General features: G+C 39.1%; 18 protein-coding genes. All 18 read left to right on the top strand.

Annotation, left to right across the window (positions count from 1 at the left end; genetic code table 11):
• Nucleotides 1-231 precede the first annotated feature (231 nt).
• The 18 genes from ACSZOX_RS12000 to ACSZOX_RS12085 all read left to right on the top strand — a co-directional run bounded on the left by ACSZOX_RS12000 (nucleotide 232) and on the right by ACSZOX_RS12085 (nucleotide 26,061).
• Entirely contained in the window at nucleotides 232-5,703 is a 5,472-nt protein-coding gene (locus ACSZOX_RS12000) for a DUF7507 domain-containing protein (protein WP_437920220.1), read from the top strand.
• Nucleotides 5,704-5,711: 8 nt separating this feature from the next.
• Nucleotides 5,712-6,722, top strand: coding sequence for a PorP/SprF family type IX secretion system membrane protein (locus tag ACSZOX_RS12005; RefSeq protein WP_437920221.1), 1,011 nt, complete (start codon nucleotides 5,712-5,714; stop codon nucleotides 6,720-6,722).
• Between the two features lie 65 nt (nucleotides 6,723-6,787).
• Nucleotides 6,788-8,770 (top strand): OmpA family protein, encoded by a 1,983-nt coding sequence (locus ACSZOX_RS12010; protein WP_437920222.1) that lies wholly within the window; start codon nucleotides 6,788-6,790, stop codon nucleotides 8,768-8,770.
• 1,492 nt (nucleotides 8,771-10,262) lie between these two features.
• Nucleotides 10,263-11,678, top strand: a complete 1,416-nt coding sequence (locus ACSZOX_RS12015; RefSeq protein WP_437920223.1) for an exopolysaccharide biosynthesis polyprenyl glycosylphosphotransferase — start codon at nucleotides 10,263-10,265, stop codon at nucleotides 11,676-11,678.
• Between the two features lie 277 nt (nucleotides 11,679-11,955).
• Nucleotides 11,956-12,762, top strand: coding sequence for a tyrosine-protein phosphatase (locus ACSZOX_RS12020; RefSeq protein WP_437920224.1), 807 nt, complete (start codon nucleotides 11,956-11,958; stop codon nucleotides 12,760-12,762).
• A 53-nt stretch (nucleotides 12,763-12,815) separates the two neighbouring features.
• The gene (locus tag ACSZOX_RS12025; RefSeq protein ID WP_437920225.1) at nucleotides 12,816-13,628 is read left to right on the top strand and encodes a polysaccharide biosynthesis/export family protein; all 813 of its coding nucleotides are present in this window, start codon (nucleotides 12,816-12,818) and stop codon (nucleotides 13,626-13,628) included.
• A gap of 97 nt (nucleotides 13,629-13,725) precedes the next feature.
• The gene (locus ACSZOX_RS12030) at nucleotides 13,726-16,116 is read left to right on the top strand and encodes a GumC family protein (RefSeq protein ID WP_437920226.1); all 2,391 of its coding nucleotides are present in this window, start codon (nucleotides 13,726-13,728) and stop codon (nucleotides 16,114-16,116) included.
• 48 nt (nucleotides 16,117-16,164) lie between these two features.
• A complete protein-coding gene (gene rfbA, locus ACSZOX_RS12035; RefSeq protein ID WP_437920227.1) occupies nucleotides 16,165-17,046 on the top strand; it encodes a glucose-1-phosphate thymidylyltransferase RfbA in 882 nt (293 codons plus the stop codon).
• Nucleotides 17,047-17,082: 36 nt separating this feature from the next.
• On the top strand, nucleotides 17,083-17,652 hold the full coding sequence (rfbC, locus tag ACSZOX_RS12040; RefSeq protein ID WP_437920228.1) for a dTDP-4-dehydrorhamnose 3,5-epimerase: 570 nt from the start codon (nucleotides 17,083-17,085) through the stop codon (nucleotides 17,650-17,652).
• Between the two features lie 19 nt (nucleotides 17,653-17,671).
• A complete protein-coding gene (gene rfbD / locus ACSZOX_RS12045) occupies nucleotides 17,672-18,547 on the top strand; it encodes a dTDP-4-dehydrorhamnose reductase (RefSeq protein WP_437920229.1) in 876 nt (291 codons plus the stop codon).
• A 19-nt stretch (nucleotides 18,548-18,566) separates the two neighbouring features.
• Nucleotides 18,567-19,634 (top strand): dTDP-glucose 4,6-dehydratase, encoded by a 1,068-nt coding sequence (rfbB, locus tag ACSZOX_RS12050; RefSeq protein WP_437920230.1) that lies wholly within the window; start codon nucleotides 18,567-18,569, stop codon nucleotides 19,632-19,634.
• An 11-nt stretch (nucleotides 19,635-19,645) separates the two neighbouring features.
• Complete coding sequence (locus tag ACSZOX_RS12055; RefSeq protein ID WP_437920231.1) at nucleotides 19,646-19,900, top strand: hypothetical protein; 255 nt, start codon at nucleotides 19,646-19,648, stop codon at nucleotides 19,898-19,900.
• Between the two features lie 17 nt (nucleotides 19,901-19,917).
• Nucleotides 19,918-20,181 (top strand): hypothetical protein, encoded by a 264-nt coding sequence (locus tag ACSZOX_RS12060; protein WP_437920232.1) that lies wholly within the window; start codon nucleotides 19,918-19,920, stop codon nucleotides 20,179-20,181.
• 113 nt (nucleotides 20,182-20,294) lie between these two features.
• On the top strand, nucleotides 20,295-21,851 hold the full coding sequence (locus ACSZOX_RS12065; protein ID WP_437920233.1) for a lipopolysaccharide biosynthesis protein: 1,557 nt from the start codon (nucleotides 20,295-20,297) through the stop codon (nucleotides 21,849-21,851).
• Complete coding sequence (locus ACSZOX_RS12070; protein WP_437920234.1) at nucleotides 21,829-22,830, top strand: acyltransferase family protein; 1,002 nt, start codon at nucleotides 21,829-21,831, stop codon at nucleotides 22,828-22,830. Before ACSZOX_RS12065 ends, ACSZOX_RS12070 begins: the two co-directional genes overlap by 23 nt.
• A gap of 3 nt (nucleotides 22,831-22,833) precedes the next feature.
• Entirely contained in the window at nucleotides 22,834-24,105 is a 1,272-nt protein-coding gene (locus ACSZOX_RS12075; RefSeq protein WP_437920235.1) for an O-antigen polymerase, read from the top strand.
• Nucleotides 24,092-25,006 (top strand): glycosyltransferase domain-containing protein, encoded by a 915-nt coding sequence (locus ACSZOX_RS12080; RefSeq protein WP_437920236.1) that lies wholly within the window; start codon nucleotides 24,092-24,094, stop codon nucleotides 25,004-25,006. The genes ACSZOX_RS12075 and ACSZOX_RS12080 overlap by 14 nt, the downstream gene beginning before the upstream one ends.
• A gap of 14 nt (nucleotides 25,007-25,020) precedes the next feature.
• Nucleotides 25,021-26,061 (top strand): glycosyltransferase family 2 protein, encoded by a 1,041-nt coding sequence (locus ACSZOX_RS12085; protein WP_437920237.1) that lies wholly within the window; start codon nucleotides 25,021-25,023, stop codon nucleotides 26,059-26,061.
• Nucleotide 26,062: the final 1 nt, after the last annotated feature.

Here is a 26,062-nt window from a genome sequence, read left to right on the forward strand (position 1 = left end):
AGAATACTACCCAAATGGGTGGGGAAATTATTGTTACGTTAAATCTATCTTTGTAAAACAAAAGTATAGTTATAGTGAAAAATATTGTTTGATTGGGCTTTTAGTTGCTTTGCAGAAAGCTTGATTAAGACTTTTAATAAGGTCTTATTTTTCAACTATAAATTATTAGCTTAATGAATACTATTGATCTACTATTGAATAAAGTGAGGATGTAAAATCCGCTAACACGCTATGAAGTTTATCCAGTATAAAATGAAAGATCGGGAAGGTCGGGGACTTCTCTATTTTTGGTTCATTTTTCTTATCACTATGCAAGCACATGCCGCGGATCCTGTGCTTGTTCAGAAATCGACTAGTAGGACAAGTACCTATAGTAAAGTCGGTGAAGTTGTTGAGTATACAGTTACAGTAACCAATATCAGTACTGAGGTACTAAAAAACTTAACCGTAAACTACAAAAAGTCTGATAACACAAGCTTTGGCATTGCCACCTTGGCATTAGGGGAGCGGCGGACATATATTAATTCATATACAATTACGCAGGAAGATCTAGACGAAGGGTTTATTTACAACGAAGCTATAGTTTCGGGCCAAAATACCGGTCAGACAACATTTAGTGTGCACTCTGTCGATCCGTCACCGCTAGTTAGCACAGCCCCATCGGTAGACCCAAACTGCATAAATTGTACGATTGTGGCCCTTCTGCAGGCTCCAAAGTTACAGTTCTTGCAAACGGTAGATCGTAGCAAGAGGTATAGTCGTTTAGGTGAGGTTATACCATTTGCTATAACGCTTAAGAATACAGGGAATGTCTCTTTAACAGATCTACAGATTAAAGACCTTGTGGGAGGAAGTGCTGACATTGCTCAGGTAGCTCGCTTGGAAGTTGGCCAAATTCAGACATACACTACAACGCATACGATTACGCAGGACGATATCGATCGCGGAGCTGTTTATCGACAGGCGCAGGTCAGGGGTATTACCCTAAAAGGGGATTCGATAAACGAAACATCAGTCGATGGAAATCCTTTAGGGTCGACAGACCCCTTACTATCGGCTGAATGTCCTAATTGTACGGTTGCTCCAATTTATCAGGAGGCGAAGCTTAGTCTCACAAAGCGTATCGATCGTACGAAAGTCTACAGCCAAGTCGGTGATGAGTTGGATTACGTGATAACGTTGATTAACACCGGAAATGTTAGTCTATATCAAGTCTCCTTATCCGATAATAAAGCTACTCTTCAAGAATCAGGTCTCTTTACGCAGTTATCTCCTGGAGAAAGTAGGGAGCTGCATGCAAAATACACGCTAAGTCAGTCCGATATTGATTTAGGAGCCGTTTACAGTCAGGCCTCAGTAGTAGCACAGACGTTTCAAGGGGTTGGTATTTCGGGATTATCTGTGGATCCCGATCCTATCGCCGATTCCGATCCATTATATGATGCATCTTGTGCTACTTGTACGGTTATAGCAATCCAGCAACAGCCTATATTCACATTGTTAAAAACCACTGATCGCACAAAAAAATACAGTAAAGTAGGCGATCAGGTCAGTTATCAGCTTGTGATTAAGAATACAGGAAATATTGCTTTAGTACAAATAAATATAACAGACTCCAATGCTGATACGCGAAACGTTGCCACGCTCAGCAGGTTAGCACTTGGAGAGGAACGTACGTTTACTGTTGTTCATACTGTGACGCAATCAGACCTCAATACCGGAGCTATTTATAATCAAGCGGAGGGGACCGCTAAGACGGCGAAGGGTGTTTCTTTCAGTGCGGTCTCAAAAGATGGTAATCCGATAACGAACGACGACCCTCTTTATAGCTCGAGTTGTCCCGATTGTACGGTTATCGGTCTCGTTCAAAGCCCCGCACTTATTGTGCTTAAAACCAGTGATAAGACTAAAAGTTATCGTAAGGTAGGTGATGTGATCGAGTATAACGTGTCATTGCATAATAGCGGCAACGTCGATCTCCGTAATCTAGTTATTCATGACGTTAATGCCGATCAGTTAGAGGTCGGGACGGTAGCGCTGCTCGAAGCTGGTGAAACACGTACCTTTCGCACCTTTCACACCCTTACGCAAGCCGATCTGGATCGTGGTGCAGTGTATAATATCGCCAGTGTTTCCTACCAGGATACGAAGCAGATCAGTTATACACAGACATCGGTGGATAGCAATCCTTTGACATCGAGCGATTCCCTTTTTGATAGCTCTTGTCCAGCATGTACTGTTACGCCTCTAGAAGAAGAGCCGCAGGTTTCACTTACCAAGACCGCTGACAAGACAGTGCGTTATAGTAAAGTTGGGGATGTTGTTCATTACACGATCTTGCTTAAAAATATAGGAAATCAAACGTTGTTTAATCTCGATATTACGGATCCAGAGGCAGATGAGGAACAGGTGGGTTCTGTGTCACAAATCGCTGTAGGTCAATCTGTATCTTTCGTAGCTCAGCATACGATCACCCAATCCGATTTAGACCTTGGAGCAGTCTATAACCAAGCTGTTGTTCGTGGTAGCAGTCCAAAATCTATAGCTATAGCTGCTAAATCAGTAGACGGTAATCCGATATCTCGTATCGACCCATTTTATGATTCAAGTTGTCCCGACTGTACCGTCACTGCATTACAACAAGAACCCAAGCTGACATTCACAAAAACAGCCGATCGATCGAAGAGTTATATGGCTGTTGGAGATATTATTTACTACAGCATAAGTATAACGAATATAGGAAATGTCAACCTGAGGCAGCTGCAAGTTTTTGACCCGCAGGCCGACCAACAAGAGGTCGGCACTATAGCTACGCTAGAAGTAGGTGAGTCCAAGGTCTTCGTCGCATCACATACGATCGTCCAAGAAGATATTACACGTGGCGCAGTCTACAATGAGGCTCGTTTGGAGTCAAGTTACGGCAAATCAGAAAGGTATGTTGTTTTTTCGGTTGATGGTGATCCTTTGGAAGCTGCAGATCCCCTTCGCGACCCTAACTGCCCCAATTGTACGGTTACTCCTGTTGGGTCCCAAGATCAGTTGGCGCTTATTAAGACTAGTGACAGAAGCAAAGTATATAATAAAGTTGGCGACGTAATAACATACAGCATTGTTTTAATAAATGAAGGGAATAGAGCGGCGACCAATATTGTTATTAGCGATAGCAATGCCGATCGGCAGCAAATAGCATCAATTTCCACATTAGCAGTGGGCGAATCGCGCACATTTACAGCCACTCATACCGTTACACAGGACGATCTCGATCGCGGAGCTGTTTATAATCAGGCGGTTGTTAGTTGGCGAAATATAGAAGGACACACATTACAAGAGCAGTCTACAGACGGAGCGCCGCTTGGTACTAGCTCCATTTGGTACGATCCGAAATGCCCCGACTGTACAATAACTGTTGTTCAGCAACAAGCCAGCCTTACCCTGCTCAAAACCACCGATCGAACACGTATCTTCAATAAGGTTGGAGATGTCATTGAATATTGGCTCACGCTCCAAAACACAGGGAATGTTAGTATCCGTGACGTCGTGCTAACGGATGAGAATTCAGACGAAAAGCAACTTGGTCAAGTAAGTCGTTTAGCAGTTGGACAGACCCGCACTTTCGTTGCCAGTCATACGTTAACCCAAGCTGATTTAGATCGAGGAGCTGTTTATAACATAGCGTTAGCAGAAGGGAAAGATCCTGTGGGGCAAGTTGTGCGCGCATTATCATTAGATAGCAATCCGCTTGATTTTGAAGATCCTACCAATCCGCCAGTAGACCCCGAATGTCCCAGTTGTACGATTACGCCAGTAGAACAAGAAGGAGAGATGACTGTTTATAAGACCACAGATCGCACAAAGATTTATCAGGCGGTGGGAGACATTATCACTTATCAGCTCACTGTTATTAATACAGGAAACGTAACACTTTATCGTGTTAAACTGAGCGATGCGAACGCCGATCAAACGGCTGTAGGTACGATCGATGTTTTTCCTGTAGGTACTAGGCAAACATTTTTAGCTCAACACACGATTACACAAGCCGACATAGACAAGGGAGCGGTTTACAATATCGCCTATGCAAAAGGGGAAGATCCCTCAGGCAAAGAGGTTGAAGCTTCATCTACCGATACGAATCCTGTTGATCCAATTGATCCGGATTGTCCAGATTGTACGGTAGTTCCAGTTGAACAAATTGGTGGAATGAATGTCATCAAAACTAGCGATCTCTCGATTGCATACCGTTACGTAGGGGATAAGATCACCTATACGATTGTTGTCAGCAATACAGGTAACACGAGTTTATATGATATAGAAGTTACAGATAGCAATGCCGACGATTATGTTGTTGGCAATATTTCCCGGTTGGCGGTAGGAGAGAGCCAAAGCCTCACTGCTTATCATAGCATCACGCAAGCTGATATGGATCGTGGTTACGTTGCCAACCTCGCAGTTGCGTCGGGGAAAGAGCCTGGTGGGGATGAGATTGAGGAAGAATCGGAATCAGGTAACCCAAAAGATCCGAATGGTCCGGAAGATCCGAACTGTCCGAACTGTACGATAACCCCTCTTCCGTGGAAGCTGATTGAGGCGATCGATGACGATTTTGGAAAGATCGTTGGTGCTAGCGTAAGTCAGACAAATTCGGTTTTGGATAACGACCGTTTGCAAGGGGATGCAGTCAGTGTGACGACCGTTCAGCTTATCCCAGGATTAAGCCCAAGAGCGGGGATTGATATGGGCGCCGATGGACGTATTAGCATAGCAGATAATGTTCCAGCCGGAACTTATACCTACACTTACCGCATATGTGAGTTACGTAATCTTTCAAATTGTGCTCAGGCTACAGCAACGTTTGAAGTACTATTTGCCCTAATAGAAGCGGTAGATGATTATTATCAAGGTATTAATGGCTGGGATGAAACAGAGACAAGCAGTGTTCTGGTGAATGACAAGATTAATAACAAAGTGTTGTTAGGTAGCGCAGTAACGCTAAAGCCAGGTACTAGTCCCCATAGCAACATGGAGATGGCAGCCGATGGAACGATAACCATACATCGGGGCATTTCTGCAGGAACCTACAGCTATCCTTATCAGATTTGCGAGGTGTTGAATCCGACAAATTGTAGTTCAGCAACCGCATATATCGAGATTATCTTCGCGCCAATCAAAGCCACAGACGATACGTTTACCGTGCAGTGGGACCGTTCAGCGCAGCAAACAAGCAGCGTATTGAACAACGATACCTTTAATGGTAGCCACATCGTGGGCGATGAGGTTGTCCTTGATGGCGGTACAGCGAGTCATGCTGGTTTGCAGATGCAGGCCGATGGCGTTATTCTGATTTCCGGAGGTTTACGCCCAGGAATTTATACATATCCATATAAGATCAGCGACGTACTTAATCCAGGTAACTATAGCGAAGCCATAGCGACTATCAACGTGGAAAGTGAGCTGTTTGTTCCCAATATCTTTACGCCTAATCAAGATGGGGTAAATGACTTCTTCGAAATCATTGGTATTGAGCAGTTCGATCAAGTCAATCTTGTGGTTATCAATCGTTGGGGTAATGAGGTATACCGGAGCGAGAAATATGATAATACGTGGGACGGTTCGGGCTTACAGCTAGGAACGTATTTTTATACGATCAAAGCTCGCAAAGCTCAAGATGTCAAAATTTTAAAAGGATGGGTAATGATCAAGAAATAATGAAAAAAATGAATTTTCCTTTACGTATTATATTAACGATATTAAGCGTGTGTCTGAGCTATTATAGCCGTGGGCAGCAAAGCATACAATTTACGCAGTATGTGTTCAATTCCGTTAGTGTAAATCCGGCTTATGCAGGTTATAAAGAAGAGTGGTTTGGCCAGATGGGGCTTCGCAGTCAGTGGACAGGTTGGGATGGAGCCCCTAAAACAGGTACACTATCTGTGGATGGTGTTGTCGATCCGGTGTCTAAGAGACACGGGGTAGCTCTGCAGCTGACCACGGATAAGTTGGGTGCACAGCGCGCAACCTCGGTTTATGGTAGTTATGCATTACGATTACAGTTGGACCGTAGCGGTAACGAGGGGTTGGCAGTGGGTGTTGGTGGAGGTGTAACCCAGTATGGACTAGACGGGCATCTGCTGGATCCAGTAGATCGTAATGATCAGGCTATTCCTGACGGAATGATTACAAGTTGGCATCCGGACTTGCGTTTAGGGCTGTATTATTACAACCCTCGTTGGTATGCAGGGCTATCTTTCCAAGACATTCTATCAGATCAAGGAGACAGCGATGAGTTGCGTTATAATGCAAATTCACTAGAAAGCCTTTACCGAACGGTCAACAGCTATTTTATTGCAGGAGCATTATTTTCATTGGAAGAAGGACTGCTATTGAGGCCTAGTCTTCTTATTAAAGACGATTTCAGTGGCCCCACTGTATTAGACATCAATGCGCTTTTCATTTTTCAAGATAAGTTTTGGATTGGCGGGGGGTACCGCACGCGCGCGCGCATAATTAATCGAGACTATTACGATCAGTCGGCCATTAAGCTTAGCAGTCTCAATGCCCTGACCGGTATTGCTCAGTTTCAAGTCAATCGTAATTTGCGTATAGGGTACTCTTATGACATCATGTTGAACAGTATGAAAGGATTGCAAAGTGGCACACACGAGGTAACCCTTGGTGTTACCTTCGGTCGTATACTTGAGCAGCTATTAAGTCCACGATATTTTTAATTATGTCTATTCTAAAGTTGTTTTTTTGTAAAATAAGGAAGGCTTTGCTGCCGTTTAAGGCGCTTATGAAGTCATCATTCATTATTATTTATAGGAAATATTTTTTAATATATAATCTCAAAACAATTGTCTGTGTTTTGCTATCGGTCAGTTTTTTGTCGGTTTCTGCGCAAGAGCAACTCAGTGTAAGACAGCGAGCCGAAGAGTTTTTCCAACGTATGGAATATGCAGAAGCCATTCCGTTGTTTGAAAAACTTCTCCTTAAGAAAAAGCGGCCGAAAGCTAAGTATATCGAACGTCTGGCGAGTTCATACCTGTATATAAACGATTACGAATCCGCCGAGAATTGGTATGCGCGCGCCTTACAGACGAGCAAACACAGTTCGGAAGCTAAGTGGGGTTATATCCAGTCGTTAAAGCAAAGCGGAAAGTATAGCGAAGCAAAGTCCCAGTTAATTGAATACGCAAGAGATCAGGGCAGTACGCCCAGTATACTCTTAGAACTTGCAGGTTGTGATTCCGCTGCTAGCTGGATTGCCACCCCTTTGCCTTACCATTTAAAAGGCGTCCATGAAGTGAATAGCAGTCTATCCGAATTCGGTGCTTTTCCACTCTCTGACAAGTTGATCTATGTCGCGGAACCTCGGGTTGGAGCTGGTAAGCGTAGCGGTATGAGCGGAAACAGCTTCTTACGCCTGTTTGTTGCTAGACGTTCTGGGTTAGACCTATCCTTTCCTGAGCCTTTGCAAGATGAGGCATTTTCCAGTATTTCCTATCATTTGGGGCCTCTTGTTGCAACTAGAAACGAAGATACCCTGTATGTGACCCAAACCTACGAGGGGCGAAAGGTTGAAAAGTATCGTTTTGGTGGGCGTAGGTTTAGAAAATATAATTTGGATCTCAAGGTGTACATCAAAAAGGAACAACATTGGGTAGTGCAGGATTTTCCATATAGCAATTCGAGTTCCTATTCTGTAGGACACGCAGCGTTGAGCGAAGATGGTATGCAATTGTACTTTTCTTCAGACAGGCCCGGGGGGTATGGAGGTGTAGATATATGGTACTGTCAAAAGAAATCTGATGGGAGCTGGGGAAGCCCTTTAAATGCTGGGCCAGTTATCAATTCTATTAAAGATGAAGTTTTTCCCGCCATTTATCAAGGTAAGTTGTATTACAGTAGCGATGGCTTTGCGGGCATGGGTGGTTTTGACATCTTTGTGGCCAAGGGTGATGCAGGGCGTTGGGTTTCGATCGAAAATATGCGTTATCCGATAAATTCGGCTTCGGATGATTTCGCTTTTGTACCCATTGTCGGCGAAGAAGAAGATTTTCAAGGGTATTTATCCTCCAATAGAGGAGGTGGAGCAGGAGCAGACGATCTGTACAGTTTCAGCTATCAAAAACCTAAGATAAACATTGTTCTACATGGCGCAGCATTCGATAAAAAGACAGGAGAACCTTTGGGAGAAACTATGCTTAGTTTGTTCGACGGATCAGGGCGGCTGGTTGCTCGCAAAGAAAGTGAAGCCGATGGCAGCTTCACCTTTGCGTTGTCAAAAGGCACAGTTCATCGTGTTTTTGCGGAGCATAAAGGGTATATGGCGGATTCTTTACGGATTGACGCTGTCTATCCAAAAGCTGATAGTGCTTTGATGGCATCACTCTATCTGGCACCCTTGAATAAAGTAGGTGACAAGCTTGTTTTGGAGAATCTATATTATGATTTCGATAAATCCACAATACGGCCAGATGCAGCAGTTGTTCTCGATCAAGTGGTGCGTGTTATGCGTGATAATCCCAGTTTACATATTGAGTTGTCTAGCCATACGGATAGTAGAGGAAGTGATGCATATAACATGAAACTTTCGCAACGGAGAGCGCAGTCTGCGGTAGCATATATTGTTAGTCGAGGAATATCTTATGACCGTTTGAAAGCAATGGGTTATGGAGAAAGCAAATTGCTCAATCGTTGTTCCAATGAGGCGTCGTGCGGAGAAGAAGAACATCAGGCTAATCGTAGGACCGAGCTGGAAGTAATCGCCAATTAGGGTTACGGTTTTTTTAAATAAATACCGACGGTTTTTATCCATTGCGATAGATTGTAGCCTGTCAGCATAATATGCACAACACGAGCGTCCAACAGAGACGCATTATAGTAAGTCATGGAATGCCGCCAGGCATACCGTGACTTTTTTGTTTTAGTTTATCTCCAATCGCTATAAGTAAGTGTTCACTTTTTTTTTAGGAATTAGCGTGGATTATTAATTAACTATTTATTAATTGATGTTAACTAATAGGGTTGTAAAAGCTAGCCTTGATGACTGATCTTTGTATCTGTGAAGAATATAATTGTTTGGGAAGGGGGATAATCCCTACCTATATATAATTTTACCTGCGTATATATGTTTTTCGGCCTGTATATCTGCAGTAGTTTTTCAAATGTGTGAGTGTTTACTTACTGATATTTCTTTTTCGTGTCTTGGGAAAGAGATTTTGGCTTAAAAAGAGCGAAGTCTCCTTATTTGTGCTGCAACGTAGAGCTCTGTTTGAATGAAGTGTCAGATTTGTGGATATACCCGTACATTTGGCTGTTCTTTTTCTTTTTAATATGCATTTAAGGCTTTCTTAACGCTGCATTTATACTTTATGACCACTTTGTCCCCCGGATGTCCCCTTGGAATTTCCGTATAATAAACTTAAAAAGCCTACTTTCGTGTTGATTTTAGGTCGTACTGTCTACATTATTCGACAGTGGTATGCTATTTTCGAAAAAAAAGCGGTGTTTTGGTTGCGCTAGAAAGAAGGTCGTCACAATCTATAAAGCTATGTGTACAAGTGATAGAGAGAGAAGGATTGGAGTGACTGTAAAAAGGGAAGGACATTTGGAATGAAATTTGGTATAAGGTCAGTTGTGGAATTTATAAGAAGAAGTTGAATAAGCATTTTTTAAGTGCAGTTTTAATTCCCTTTTATCGAATTTGTATGATTCGTTTTGTGAATAACGCATGGTAAGAATGTTTGTTTAAAAAAAATGTGATTTTTGTCACCTTTTGGGACTAGAAAATGTTTTTTTTAATAAAAAATGATTTATTAATATAAAATTATCATAGATGTAGCGATTAATTTACAAAAGATGCTTATATTTGTGTCTACTAATTGAAAAGTAGCATTTTAAGGTTGATATGCATATTCACCTTAGCAATCAAGGCATCGGTAAAAGCTTGCGAATAGATTGCTTCACTATGAAAACAGGAAAATAGAGATTATTGAATACTGACTTAAATACGAAAACAGAAAAAATTTATTGCGAGAGTTTAGATTGAGTTTTGTAAAAATAGGTTACATATGGTTAACTTTAAGTTAATATGTATCTTTTGTTAAATTTAAGTTATGCTTTGTGGTTCGATTTTGATTTTTTAACGTACGCTTTGTGTGTGGAAAATACAAAGATACGTTCAATAAAGTGGTATAGTATCCGTCTCTATGTCAGGACTATTATGAGAAAAGAAAATAAAATAAAAGAAATTAATTTAGTGTTTTATGCATAAATATGTTCAAAATCGCGTTTTAGCATTAGTAAAGATGCTACTCGTATTCACCGATGCCGTGTGTTTGAATATTGCCTTTGTCGTTACGTTTTCATTTGTAGCGGGCTACGGGCTTATTGAAGCGCAAGAAGTCATGTCCAGCAATTATTTTTCCTTATGGGTCATGTTTAATTTGGCGGCGGTAGTATCAGCACTCTTTTTTAAGTTGTACAGTGATAGTACTGTAGAGCGGTTGGAAAATGTTTTTCGTTTAAGCATTCGCGCTGTATTTACTTTACTTATTATATTCACTGGATGTACGCTTATTGGTCATTCCTTTCATGGGGTGTGGTATTTTCTTAGTGTTTTGACCGTTTTTATTGTTTTTTACATGGCGTTATCTAGGTTTTTTCTCACCTACGTTTATACCAAGTTGCCAAAGCGGTTCAATTGGAGTAAGCAAGTAGCTATTATTGGTCATAATGATTATATAAATACCATGGCTGACAGCTTTGCGCCGAACAACGCCTTTTACAATATCAATACGATACAGTACAATAACGCTATGGAGGGGGCATCCCGTGAGGAGAAAGTTGCTCAATTTAAACGTTATTTTGAAGAAGTCTCCCGTTTGGGTATCCATGATGTATTTTTGGTAAGTACGCCGGGTATAACTGATGTAAGCCAAGATCTGATCCTCGCTGCAGATCACCAATGTGTGCAATTGAATTTTGTTCCGGCGGTAAGCGCAAGTATCAACTACGGGACTGGGCAATCGCCTATCACAGTAGATCTGCCTGTTTTGCGCTCGCACGAGGAAAGTCTCTCCACGATGGAAAACCGAATCAAAAAGCGTCTCGTCGATTTATTGATCTCTGGTTTTGTGATTGTTTTTATTCTAAGCTGGATGATACCGATCATAGGATTAATTATCAAAATACAGAGTCCTGGGCCTATTTTCTTCAAGCAGCCACGTTCGGGGAGGAATAATAAGACCTTCGGTTGCTATAAATTTCGTAGCATGGTTGTGAATAAAGAGTCTGGCGACAAGCAAGCGACTAAGGGAGATAGGCGCATTACACCGATTGGTGCATTTCTAAGAAAAACAAACTTGGACGAATTTCCGCAATTTCTCAATGTTTTTTTAGGTCAGATGAGTGTTGTTGGGCCGCGTCCGCATATGTTGTCCCATACGGAGCACTATAGCAGGCTTATTCAGCATTATATGGTAAGGCAATTCGTAAAGCCGGGCATTACGGGTTGGGCACAGGTCAATGGTTACCGTGGCGAGACTAAAGATCCGGAATTGATGGCTAAACGGGTAGAATTCGATATAGAATATATGAGTAATTGGTCTGCCATGCTAGATTTCAAGATTGTTTGTATGACAGCCATTAATATGATAAGAGGAGAGAAAAACGCCTACTAAGGGCTGTTGTTCCTCTCCGCTATCTACATTCACCTTCGTTCTTTTTTATAAAGATCAAAAACATAAAGAGGCTACGCCTTTGAGCGCGGTGTATCCTTTACCTAAATCGAGTTGTTTATTACATACACAACTGCTGAAAGAGCTCAAGTGTTAAACTTGTAATTGTAGGGGAATATACCGGCCGGGCGCGCCGGCCGGATATTTCTAATCTTGCAATAATGTGGAAATATACCGTCATTAACCTCAGCCTTTAACCGTGCTAATGCGGGCATAGACAGTGTCAAAAGCTGTAATTAAGAAGGAACGAGATCGTAAGCGTAGAAAAAAGAAAAAGCATCAACCGAAAAACAATATGTGGAGTATCTTCAACCAAAACCCCAAACCCAACAATCTCGAGTGGATGCAGGTAGACATGCATTCTCACATTCTCCCCGGTCTAGACGATGGCTGTCAAAGCAAAGAACAGAGTTTACAGCTTTTAGATCGTTTGACTGCATTAGGACTCAGTCAATTTTATCTTACTCCTCACATATTTCCGGATTTGTATTCCAATAATCCCGAAAAAATTGGCATGGCCTTTGCTGATTTTCAAAAGACGGAAGCCAGACCATGTGTAAAGGGTTATGCTGCGGAATATATGGTTGATTCGCATTTTGGCCATTTGTTAGCGACGGAATCCCCGACCTTGGCGACTTTACCAGGAAACCATGTTTTAATAGAAATGTCGTATATTCAGGAGAGCAAAAATATAGAAGGCTATATCTTTGATTTACAGGTCAAGGGATACAAACCTATATTAGCCCATCCCGAGCGCTATGTATTCTATCATCAAGATCCCAAGCCTTTGCTACGATTTAAAGACCTAGGTTGTTTGCTACAGTTAAATATTTTGTCGATTTTTGGCTATTATGGAGCAAATGAGAAGCGGTTAGCGCGTCATTTATTGGACAAAGGATTGATCGACTTTGTGGGTACCGATGTGCACCATGAGCGACACGTGACGATGTTGGAAAAAGGCCTTAGTAAGAAAGATATCCGTCCATATTTCAAGAAGTGTAAAATCCAGAATAAATCTTTGTTATAGCGCGTATACAATATCATCGAAAAATCTACAACTACAATACAAGTATAATTAACATGAAAGAGATAATTCAAAAATTTCAAAAGCGCTTCGCTTGGCTAGCGTTTTTCCTCTTGTTTTCTTTGGCCAGCTGCACATCGGTCAAAAATATTGTGTATTTCAAAGACCTTCCGCCCGATACGACGGCGGTTCTTTACAAAAAGGCAGCGGCATTTACCGAGCCAGTGATTCAGGCCGATGATATTTTGAGCATCAGCATTCAAACAATTGATCCGACGACTGCTGCCGTAGCAAATCAGGCTTTGGCGGTACAAGCGGTGGGGGCAAGTTCTGCCGTAGGAAATGTCGGAAATCAAGTTGTGTCTGGATTTTCCGTTGATAAAGACGGTTATGTCCATATGGCACTACTTGGAAAAGTCCAGCTTAAAGGGTTAACGACCTATGAAGCCCGTGAGCTTATCACTCAATTAGCCGCGAGATATTACAAGGATCCTACTGTTCAGGTACGTTTTGCAAATTACAAAATTACAGTATTGGGCGAGGTGACCCGTCCTGCAACTTATACTATGCCAAACGAAAAAGTAACAGTCCTTGATGCTTTGGGGTTGGCTGGTGATTTAACTATTTATGGTAAGCGGGAAAACGTCTTGCTAATTCGCGAGGTTAAAGGCGAGAAAGAATTGGTTCGCTTAAATTTGAATAGTTCGGAACTATTCGAATCACCATATTTCTACTTAAAACAAAATGATGTCCTCTATGTGGAGCCTGGAAAAGCCAAAGCTGCAGCGAATAATGCGGCAAGAACTCAGACAATAGCATTAATAGGGTCTTTTGTTTCCGTATTAATAATAGCTTTATCTCGATTATGATAGCGTAATGATATACGAGATTGTTAGTGAGTAAGTAATGGAATGGATAATTTAGTGTTAAAGAAATTATCCTAATTTAAATCGAATATAGAAAAGAATGAATAAAGATATACACGACAAGGAAGAAAACTTTTTTACAGAAGAGATCAAAACAGATAACGATAACAAGCAGATTATAAGGTTTATAGGTTTGGTTTTGGCTAACTGGTATTGGTTTGTGTTTTGTGGTTTATTGGGCTTGGCCTTTGCTTTCTTTTTTCTAAAATATCAAGTGCCCACATACAATGTACATGCAAAGCTTTTGGTCTCGGACGATAAAAAAGGTTCCGTTTTAGGCGAGGCCTCTGCTTTAGCCGATTTATCAGGGATGATGGGCGCTAAAAGTTCCGTCGATAACGAAGTAGAAGTATTATTGACTGGCGACTTAATGCGGGAGATGGTATTGGCTGAAAAGGCCTACATTACATATGGAAAAGTTGGTGTTTTTAAAGATGAGCCGTTGCTAATGGCTCCTTATACTTTAGAAGTTAAGAGTGATTTAGAACAGATTACAGAAGGATTAATATTAAGAATAAAAACTTTAAAAGATGATCGTTTAGAGTTGAGTAATTCAGACACAACTTTCGTTGTTGAAATTGATAAGTCATTTGTTATTAAAAAGGTGGGAACGTTACAATTAAGTAGAAATACAAATGTTCCTTTAGAAAAAGAAAAAGATTATCGTGTAGGGATAAATTCCATTCGGAAAACTGTTGAAAGATTTCAAGAGATTTTTAAGGCGCAGGTTACTAATAAGTTGGTGTCTACTATTGATCTTTCTCTGCAGACTACCTTGCCCGTTCGGGGAGAGAAGTGTTTACAAACACTTATAAATAAGTACGTAGAATTAAATCTAAACGATAAAAATGTTGTCGCAGACTCTACCCTATCTTTTATTCGTGCCCGTTTAGAAAAGATTACGGATGAATTAGCCGGCGTAGAAGATCGTATTTCCGGTTATAAACGCAATACCCAGCTTTCTGATATTTCAGAGCAAAGCAAACTACTTTTACAGAACTCCGCTGATTATGTGAAAAAAATAGCGGAAATTGAGACCCAATTGGCAGGGCTAGATGCCATCGCGTCTTACTTGTCAGATATCCAAAACCCACGTGTCGTTCCATCTTCAGTGATTCCTGCGGATATGGCGTTCAATTCGCTGATCAATCGTTATAATGAATTGGTGTTACAGCGCGAACGTTTACTGATGGCCAATACAGAAGATAACCCCTTAGTCAAAAATATTTCCCAGCAGATTGCAGGTGTACGCCAGGATATGGTTGCTAATGTATCTTCGAGCCGGGAATTGTTACAATTGGCGAAGCAAAGCCAACAGCAACTAGCCAATCAGGTGACAAGTCAGATTACGCAGGTACCTACGATTGAGCGTGGCTATATTGACTTGGCTCGTTTGCAGCAAATTAAACAAGCCCAGTATATTTTCTTGCAAGAGAAGTGGGAAGAGACAGCTATTGGCCGAACAGCCAATGTGTCCAATTCGAAACTGATCGATTCGCCTAAGGCGGAAGAGCTTCCTTTTGCACCACGTAAAAAGATAGTTTTAACTTTCGGTCTGTTTCTAGGATTGGCGGTTCCTTTGGGCTTACTGGCTGCTAAAAATTTATTAAATCTACGTGTCCAGTCGATCGAAGATATTGAACAACACAACAAACTGCCGATTTTAGGTTTTATTTCGCATTCGGAGAATGCCGGCCAGGTGGTGGTCAGTGAAAATTCACGTTCACCTATTGCGGAGCAGTTCCGTGCGATGCGTACCAACCTAGAGTTTTCATTAAGAGGTGGAAACCGTATCCTCTTTACGTCTTCCATGTCTGGAGAAGGAAAATCCTATGTGGCATTAAATTTAGCGGTTTCTCTGGCTTTGCTAGGAAAAAAGGTGCTGATTATGGAGTTGGATTTACGTAAACCCTCCATTACGGCCAAGCTGGGGCTTGCTGCTGGAAAAGGTTTTTCGCATTATGTGGTGCGTCCAGATATTCGTGTTGAAGAGATTATTATGCCCTCAGGAGCCCATCCCAATGTGCATTTAATCCAAGCGGGGGCCATTCCGCCAAATCCCGCGGAATTATTGATTTCCGATAGGGCTGCTACACTTATGGCGGAGCTCCATCAAAGATACGATTACATATTAATGGATGCGCCTCCTGTAGGATTGGTTACCGATGCGCAGTTGTTGGCGCGCTATGCCGACATTTGTCTGTATTTGGTGCGGCAAGGTTTTACCTATAAAGACCAGTTACTTATTCCGAACGATTTGGTTTCAAAAAATAAGATTAAACCTATACAATTGGTGGTTAATGATATCCCTACGAAGAGTAGTTATTACAGTAACTATGGTTACGGTTACGGCTATGGCTATGGCTACGGTTATGGCAATTACGGGAATATGGATGACAACAAGTCTTGGTGGCAGTTTTGGAAAAAATAGCCTCTTCTTAAAAGAACGTGAAATAAAAAGGAAAACAGCATACATTATATGAAAGGAATTGTATTAGCCGGAGGTTCCGGAACTAGGTTATATCCCATAACAAAAGGCGTGAGCAAACAATTACTGCCAATATTCGATAAACCGATGATCTATTATCCTATCTCGGTACTGATGCTGGCTGGTATTCGGGAAATTCTGATTATTTCGACGCCACATGACCTCCCGGGTTTTCAGCGCCTTTTGGGTGATGGATCAGACCTTGGCGTAGAATTTACATATGCCGAGCAACCCTCACCAGATGGTCTCGCCCAAGCTTTTATTATTGGGAAGGAATTTATCGGACAAGATTCGGTTTGTTTGGTATTAGGAGATAATATATTTTATGGGCAGAGCTTTACGAAGATGTTAAAAGAGGCAGTTCGTACTGCCGAGGAGGGAAAGACTGCAAGTATTTTTGGTTATTACGTCTCTGATCCAGAACGTTATGGTGTTGCCGAGTTTAACCCAGATGGTCGGGTAATCAGCATCGAAGAAAAGCCTGCTGAACCGAAATCGAATTATGCGGTAGTTGGACTGTATTTTTACCCCAATTCAGTGGTGCAGATTGCGCAGCAGATCAAACCCTCTGCACGTGGCGAATTAGAAATCACGACGGTAAACCAGGTTTTTTTAGAGCGTGAGGAACTCAAGGTGCAACTTTTAGGTCGTGGATTCGCTTGGTTAGATACAGGCACACACGATTCCTTATCCGAGGCCTCAACCTTTATTGAAGTGATCGAGAAACGTCAAGGGCATAAAGTCGCTTGTTTGGAAGAGATTGCCTTTACACAAGGTTGGATAACGAAAGACCAACTTTTGACTTTGGCGCAGCCGATGCTTAAAAACGGATATGGAAATTATTTATTGAAAATTGCCGAAGAAGTAGAATAGGTTCCGCTTTTTATATTTAGACTTTTAGCTAATAGAATGGATATCATAAAAACAACTATAGAAGGTCCGGTTATTATTGAACCAAGGCTATTCAAAGATGACCGAGGATACTTTTTTGAGTCCTTTTCCCAAAAGAGTTTTTTAGAGAAAGTACGGGAAACCGTCTTTGTACAAGATAATGAAAGTAAATCGACATACGGCGTGCTTCGAGGTCTTCATTTTCAAAAGCCGCCCTTTGCACAAAGTAAATTGGTTCGTGTTATCAAGGGGGCGGTATTAGATGTGGCTGTAGATATACGTATAGGTTCGCCTACCTATGGTCAGCATATTGCTGTTGAATTGACCGAGGACAATCACAAACAGTTCTTTGTACCTCGTGGTTTTGCTCATGGTTTTGTTGTGTTGACCGACGAAGTAATCTTCCAATATAAATGTGATAATTATTACGCCCCACAGCAAGAAGGAGCTCTTGCTTGGAACGACCCGGCCTTGCAAATTGATTGGAAAATTCCTACAGCGGATATTGTTTTATCCGAAAAAGACAAGTATCATCCTTTCCTTGCCGAATTAGATTCGCCTTTTCAGTATACCGATAATTTATATTAAAACCTAAATAAAACCCAAGATGAATATATTGATTACCGGTGCAAATGGGCAATTGGGCAATGAAATGCAACGAGTTTCTAGAGGTAGTGCACATCGTTATTTTTTTACGGATGTAAACCAGTTGGACATCACCAACAAAGAAGCCATCGCGGAATTTGTCGCGCAGCAGGCCATTCATGTTATTGTAAATTGCGCTGCATATACGAATGTTGATAAGGCAGAAGACGATGAACAGACGGCGGCGCTGATCAACGAAAAAGCAGCATCCCATTTAGCGACAATCGCAAAGGAATATGATGCAACATTGATCCATGTTTCTACAGATTATGTTTTTAAAGGCGATCAAAACATCCCGTGTCGCGAAGATTGGGATACAGATCCATTAGGTGTCTACGGACGCACTAAACTAGATGGTGAATTAGCCATCCAAAAAAGCGGCTGTCGGTATCTGATTTTCCGAACAGCATGGCTTTATTCGTCTTTTGGACACAATTTTGTAAAAACCATGCTGCGTTTAACAGCAGAAAGAGACGCCTTAAAGGTTGTTTTTGATCAAGTTGGGACCCCTACTTACGCAGGTGATTTAGCGGCATTAATAGGCTTTGTTATCGAAAGTGCGCAGTTAGATAAGGTTGGAATCTATCACTATAGCAATGAAGGGGTATGTTCTTGGTATGATTTTACAAAAGCCATTGCAGAATTGGCGCAGCATACCAGCTGTGATATACAGCCCTGCCACAGCGAAGATTTTCCGAGTAAAGTAAAACGGCCGCATTTCTCCGTATTGGACAAAACCAAAGTCAAAAATACTTTTGGCGTAAAAGTCCCGTATTGGAAAGATTCTTTGGTTAAATGCTTAGAAGAATTAGAGACTATAACGACAAGAGAGCAGTAAATTATATCAGTATACACGTATGTCATTCAAAAGAAATATCATCATTACGGGCGGAGCAGGCTTTATCGGAAGCCACGTTGTTCGTCTATTTGTTAATAAATATCCAGAATACCGAATTATCAATTTAGATAAACTTACCTATGCGGGTAACCTCGCAAATCTTCGCGATATAGAAAACGAAGAAAACTATATTTTCGTTAAGGGGGATATCTGCGACTACGAGGCTATGCAGGCCTTATTTCGGGAGTATAAAGTCGATGGAATTATTCATTTAGCGGCAGAGAGCCATGTAGACAGGAGTATCAAAGACCCATTCACTTTTGCACAAACAAATGTTATGGGAACCTTAGCGCTTTTACAAGCCGCCAAAGTTTATTGGGATTCATTGCCGGAGAAATACGAAGGTAAGCGTTTTTATCATATTTCCACGGATGAGGTGTATGGTACCTTAGCGTTTGATGGTACATTTTTTACAGAAGATACGAAGTACGACCCCCATAGCCCGTATTCTGCTAGTAAAGCCGGTAGTGACCATTTTGTACGCGCTTTCCAAGATACTTACGGACTGCCTGCTCTCGTCACCAACTGCTCGAATAATTATGGACCCTATCAATTTCCAGAAAAGTTAATTCCCTTATTTATAAATAATATTCGTCAAGGAAAGCCGCTTCCTGTTTATGGCAAGGGTGAGAATGTTCGCGACTGGTTGTATGTCGTAGATCATGCCCGAGCTATTGATGTCATCTTCCATGCAGGTAAAACGGGAGATACGTACAATATTGGTGGTTTCAATGAGTGGAAAAACATAGACTTAATTAAAGTGATTATCGAAACAGTTGACCGCCTATTGGGTAATCCTGTAGGAACCTCTGACCACCTAATTACCTATGTCACCGACCGTTTAGGCCATGACTTACGTTATGCGATCGATTCTAATAAATTAAAGAATGAATTGGGCTGGGAACCAAGTTTACAGTTCGAGGAAGGTATAGAGAAAACAGTACAATGGTACTTGGAAAATCCGGAATGGATGGAACATGTAATTTCAGGCGAGTATCAACAATATTACGATTCGATGTATAACTAAAAAGTTTAGATATGATTGATATACAAAATTTTCTCATAAAATTTCGCTCAAATGAACGGCAGGCTAGATTTGCGGGAGTTAAAATTGGTAAAAATAATATGGTATCTTCGAAGTTTTGGCTTCGTGCAGAACCATATCTTATTACAATAGGAAATCATTGTCAAATAACCTCGGGAGTACAAATTTTCACTCATGGCGGAGCTCAAGTCGCTCGAACAGTTTTACCAAAGTTCGATTGTTTTGGTAAGGTGATTATGTCTACTTAGGTACGAATTCCTTAATTATGCCCGGCGTCACAATTGGGGATAGAGTCTTAGTAGCCGCAGGAAGTGTAGTTACAAATTCCGTCCCTTCGGATTCTGTAGTGGGAGGCAACCCAGCTCGAATTATATGCTCGATTGATAATTATATAAAAAGAAATATGCAATATAATATTGATTCTAAGGGATTATCTATTGAGGAAAAGAAAAAAATATTAATGGATCTACCTGAAAATAAATTTATATGTAAAAAGTTTTTAGTCCCCGAAAAAAGAAATACTGACTAAGGTTGGCGCATATAGTAAAATAAATATAATTAATTTATCTAGATCATAGTTAGAATGTTTCAAGATAAATATTTTTTGTCTAGTAAAATCAATAGTAACACAGTTTAGTGCAGATGTCAGATATCCCACGTGAAAATAATAAACGCATAGCAAAAAATACTTTGTTATTATATATCCGAATGGTTTTTATACTTGCCGTTAATCTTTATACGTCGCGAGTAATATTAAAAGTACTAGGGATTGAGGACTATGGTATCTATAACGTCGTCGCTGGCGTAATTTCGATGATGGGCTTTTTCAATGGGGCTATGTCTACTTCTACTTTTCGTTTTTTGGCGATTGAGTTAGGAAAAAATGACTTAGAAAGATTGAGAAAAGTTTTTAGTATTTGCTTTTCTATTTACTTACTAATTTCTCTGATATTCTTATTATTTGCTGAGACTATTGGTTTATGGTTTGTTAATTCCTACCTAGTTATACCTCCAGAGAGATTAACTGCTGCAAATTGGATCTATCAGTTTGCTATTTTGAGTTGTGTCACATCAATGCTTTCTAATCCCTATAATGCTGCAATAATTGCAAGGCAAAAGATGCATGCTTATGCATATATAAGTATAATAGAGGTGATCCTCAAACTTTTGATTGTATACATTCTATATTTGTTAGATAGTGACAAGTTGATTATGTATGGAGCATTAACATTTGGAGTTACGTTTTTCGTCACATTGTTGTATAGATTGTATGCGAAGAGAAACTTTGATGAATGTACATATACTTTTGTGAAAGATAGGGAATTATTTAAATCTCTATTTCTTTATACTGGATGGAATTTGCTTGGTTCAAGTTCAAGTATAGTTAAGGCACAAGCATCTAATATTTTCCTGAATTTATTTTTCGGTCCCATATTAAACGCATCAAGAGCGATTGCGATACAGGTAGGAACAGCAGTTAACCAATTTTCTTTAAATTTTTTTACCGCAATAAAACCTCAGATTACGATCTACTATGCAGAGGGAAATTTTAAGGAAATGCATAAATTAGTTTTTTTAAGTGGAAAATTCTCTTTTTATTTGATGTTAATTATCTCCATGCCTGTGATGCTTGATACTAAATACATTTTATCACTTTGGCTGGGAAGTATACCTGAATATTCTGTTGTTTTTATTCGACTTGTGATTATAGAGTCATTGATAGTCTGTTTAGAAAACCCATTAATAACTTCAGCTCATGCTAGCGGCGAAGTTAAATGGTATCAACTTTCTGCTTTTTTTATTGTTATTCTTAGTATTCCAGCTAATTATTTTTTCTTCAAATGTGGCTTTCCTCCTGAAACAACATTTTTTATATCGATTTTAGTAGCTTCTATATCTTTACTTATTAGAGTGTTTATAGTCGCTAAACTTGTTTCATTCTCTGCTTTGGATTATCTTTTGCGTATCATTTTAAAAGTGGCTTTGGTTGCTATTTTAGCATCGACGGGACCAATTATTGTATCTAATATGATTAAAGTAGATAATTTGCTAGAATTTATATTTGTAAGTGGAATCTGTTTATTAAGTTCTGTTTTTTTTATATATCTTTTTGGCTTAAATGTAGAGGAGAAGAAAATTGTTCATAATTTTATTACAAGAAAGATTAGTAATCGACATGTCAGAAATAAATTTAACTAAAAGCTCTGTTAGAAATATCACTTTGGATATCGCTAGAGCAGTTTGTGTACTTTGGGTGGTTGGATTTTGGCATTTAAGAGATTATCTGAAGCCTGAAGTAAGTGTTTTTATCAATACAGATTCTTTCAATAAAACGGGTGAGATTATCACTGCAGGGGTATTGAGTATGTTTATGTTGCTAAGTGGATTTTTCTTAAAGAAATATACATTTAATACCTGGGAAGATTTGCGCTTCTTTTTTACCAAACGGTTGAAGAGATTCTACCTTTTGCTTTTCCTTTCAGCTCTTTCTCTATGGATTCTTAAGGCAATTTCTCTTTTTCAAGTGTTTGCAATAGTTATAGGATTATCAGCATTTTTTATGCCTTCTCCCATGACCTTATGGTTTTTTGGAGTTCTAATTTTCTTTTATTTGATAACTCCAATTCTGCACTATAGGAAAGATAAATGGTATTGTTTAATTGTCGCTTGTGTCATATATTTAATTTTGCTACTTGTTGGCAAATATCATCCTCTTGATTCAAGAATGTTATTATATTTTCCGTTTTATGTTTTAGGGTTAAATTTACCTTCTGGTGTGTTTAATTTTATCGAAAGAAATAAAGCTGTCTTACTTTTGCTTTCATTTATTCTTTTACCCCTTTCAATTTTGTATCTACAATTTCACTTTGTCATATATCCTCAAATTATTCTTATTATAACAATTATCGTTAGCTTTAGTAGTTTTATGAAGGATACACGGTTAGCTCCGGTTATGACGTATATTGCGTTAGCGTCAATGGTCGCATATCTTTTCCATCGCCAAATATATGCAGTTATAATCAAGTTGTTTAATGGGAATGATGACATTGGTTATTTTGGTGCAGGCATTATGCTGATAATTCTCTTTATAGTCTCTGGTTCTCTTCAGAAACTATATGACAAATTATTTTTAGTAATGGAAGGTAAAGTATTTCGTCAAAGGCAAAAAGAGGAGTAACAAATGTTGGTTTTAGCACTAAGTGTATTAATTATTTTCGCTTTAATAGGGGCCTTTAAGGAGAAGTCAATCTTAAATATTCAATCTATTTTCTGTCTCATGTGGGCGATGATATGTTGGTTAGCTAGTTTGCGATTGTTTGACATGGTTGCTTTTTCTGACCGTCCTTATTTAGTGATTTCAATTGGCTGTGTGAGTTTTTCATTCGGGTATTGGGCGTATATAAGAAAAAAGCGTATAGTGAAGGTTGGAGAAAGAGATTCTTATTCTCTTAATTTAAGAATTTATAATGGTTTATATTATATAAGTATAGTTTTATTGTTTATTCTTGCAATAAGAGTAATTGGTCTATTACAAATGGGTGTCCCTTATTCGGTAATTAGAGATTTATATGGTGAAATTGGAGAAAGTAATTCTCTATTGCAATCAAAGGCCGAAATATTTATTAATACATTTATACTTGTTGCTCTTGTTCCAGTTTTTAATGCATTTTTAATATTGCATTTCTTTAATTATTTAAAATTATCTAAGAAGCAAATTATTCAAATTGTCCTCTTGGCTGTTTTATATTGCTTCGTGACTGGATCTCGTATAGTTATTACCAACCTTATTTTTCAGGCATTGATTCTAGTAATGACTTTTAGGATAAAAATTCCGATGAAAGAAGTAAGAAAGGTCGCGGTTGTTGGAGTTGTTTTATATTTTGCTATTTCGTTTATTTCTGAAAATAGACAAAAAGATCATGCGTTGGTTGATTGGGGAACTAAAGAAACCTATTATGCCTATTCTTCTTTGGCAGTTCCAATGTTAGATCATTATTTGACTATTGCCGATAGAACAAATTTTATGACATACGGTATGACAACAGTTTACGGAGTCTGTAGGGTTATACTCTTGCCATATCTCGTCGCAGGGGGGGCTTATCCGGATTTCTTTTTATATACGGAAAGCTTCTTCAAACAGATTGATGAGTATATTCCCATATTTTACGGTGTTCAGCATAATGCTTTCGTATCTATTTTCCTCTATTTTTATCTGGATTTTGGTTATGTTGGTGTAATTTTGGGGTGCTTTTTATACGGGTTCTTATTCCGATATTTTATCGTTAGAGCATACAATAAGAGAGATGTCTATTCGATATTAATTTTTTTGATATTTGTAATATCATTAGCCAAATGTTTTGCACGCTGGGAATTTGTTAATGCAGGCTATGTACTAGCATTCATTTATATTCCTTTTCTATTAAAGAAGAATAAAAAGTATGAAAGATCCTGAGTATATTAAAATCATTGAAGATTTGCACAAAAAGATATTTGAAATAAAAGATAGTAAGGAGTATGTATTAGGCCAAAAACTTTTCGATTTTTTCACTGCGATAAAAAAAAGAGAGGTCTTTAAGTTCTTCGATAAACAGCTTGTTTATAAAAAACTTCATAAATTACGTAGTAAGGACATTAAAGGGACCGAAGATATTTTTGATTATGGAGCCGATTATGACGAAGAAAGTAAATTTGTTATTTATACATGTGTGGTAGGAGGGTATGATAGTGTTAAGAGACCAGTCTTGAGTCCGAAGAATGTTGACTATGTTCTTTTTACAGATGATGTTGAGAAAATTGAATCTGAAGGGTGGATTGTAAAGCCGATACCTGAAGATATTGCAGCTTTAAAAGACTTTACGCTAATAAATAGATATTTGAAATTCCATCCTTCTATATTAGGGCAAGAGTACAGATATTCTATATATATAGATGGAAATATACAAGTGACCTCTGATTTAAGGAATTTGGTGGCAGTTTTAAATAATAAAACGGGACTCGCTTTACATCGTCATTCGTCTCGTAATTGCATCTACAAAGAAGTATTGGCATGCAAATATTTAAAGCGTGGAAAAATTGAAACATTAGAACAGCAGGTTGAATCTTACCAAAAGGATGGATTTCCTGAAAATTTTGGACTTTTAGAAGCAACGGTAATTTTAAGTGACTTAAAAAATAACTATGGTAACAATATATTGGATAGGTGGTGGATAGAATTTTTTAATTCAAAAAGCAATAGAGACCAAATAGCTTTTCCGTATGTACTTTGGAAGATGGGGTATACGGTTGATGACATAGGGAATTTAGGGCAAAACGTTCAGAGAAATCCAAAATTCCAGAAGTATACACATAAATAATGGCCGATTAAATTATGAATTATTATTTTTCTATTATTATGCCAGTTTACAATTCTGGCTCATTTTTAGATGCTGCTATACAAAGCATTCTTGATCAATCTTTTAAGGATTTCGAATTAATACTTGTTGACGACGGTTCTACCGACGGTTCTGGCGAGAAATGTGAGTCTTATGCTGATAAGGACTCTCGAGTAAAAGTAATTCGGCAAAATAATGGCGGAATTTGTGCAGCGAGAAATAGAGCGTTAGAAAATGCAAATGGCAAATATATTGGATTTTCGGATCATGATGATATTTTTAGGGAGGGTGTTTTGCAGCACTGTGCCGATATCTTGAAGGAGAGTGAAGTAGATCTGCTGAAATTTGGAAAAGTGGTCGAATATATTGATGAAAATGGACAAGTAACCCGCACTGATCATTTAGGATTTGAAGATGCAAGCTATACTCGTGCTGATCTGGTGAAAAATTATTTGTCGCTACGTCAAAAAAGTCTTTTTAGATTTGTTTGGGACGGATTTTTCAGATCCGAATTGATATCTCGACACAAGGTTCAATTCGATCGTTTCTTTAAATTTGGAGGCGAAGATCATGATTTTTGCAATACATTTTCTATGTTTATTACCAGTGCAACAACGATTAAAGAATATTATTATGTACACTATGTTCGATCAGGTTTTAGTACATCTAGTAAAACTAATCCTGATTTGGAAAAGATGTATGAAGTGGAAGGGCAACGTTTATGGGAGTGTTTACAAGAAATTAATTATCCAATTAATTTAAATTTACCTATTTATGCAAACCAGTTATTTGAAACTGTCGTTCTTCCAATTATAAGATATCATTTTCGAAAGAAATCTTTAAAGGATAAACAAATTATTGAGAAGATTGAAAATCTTCGAAAAGAGCATTTCTTCATTGATGATTTAAATAGATTAACATTGCGGGATTTATTTAAACAATCAAAAAAAATTGGTTTATTCTCTTTCATGTTTTTTCGGAAGAATTATCAAGTTTTATTTTTCATCATCCGGTTACGGTATATATTAATGAAATAAT

Origin of the sequence: Sphingobacterium sp. LRF_L2 (assembly GCF_965644235.1) — a bacterium.
In the GTDB taxonomy this organism is placed as follows: Bacteria; Bacteroidota; Bacteroidia; order Sphingobacteriales; family Sphingobacteriaceae; genus Sphingobacterium.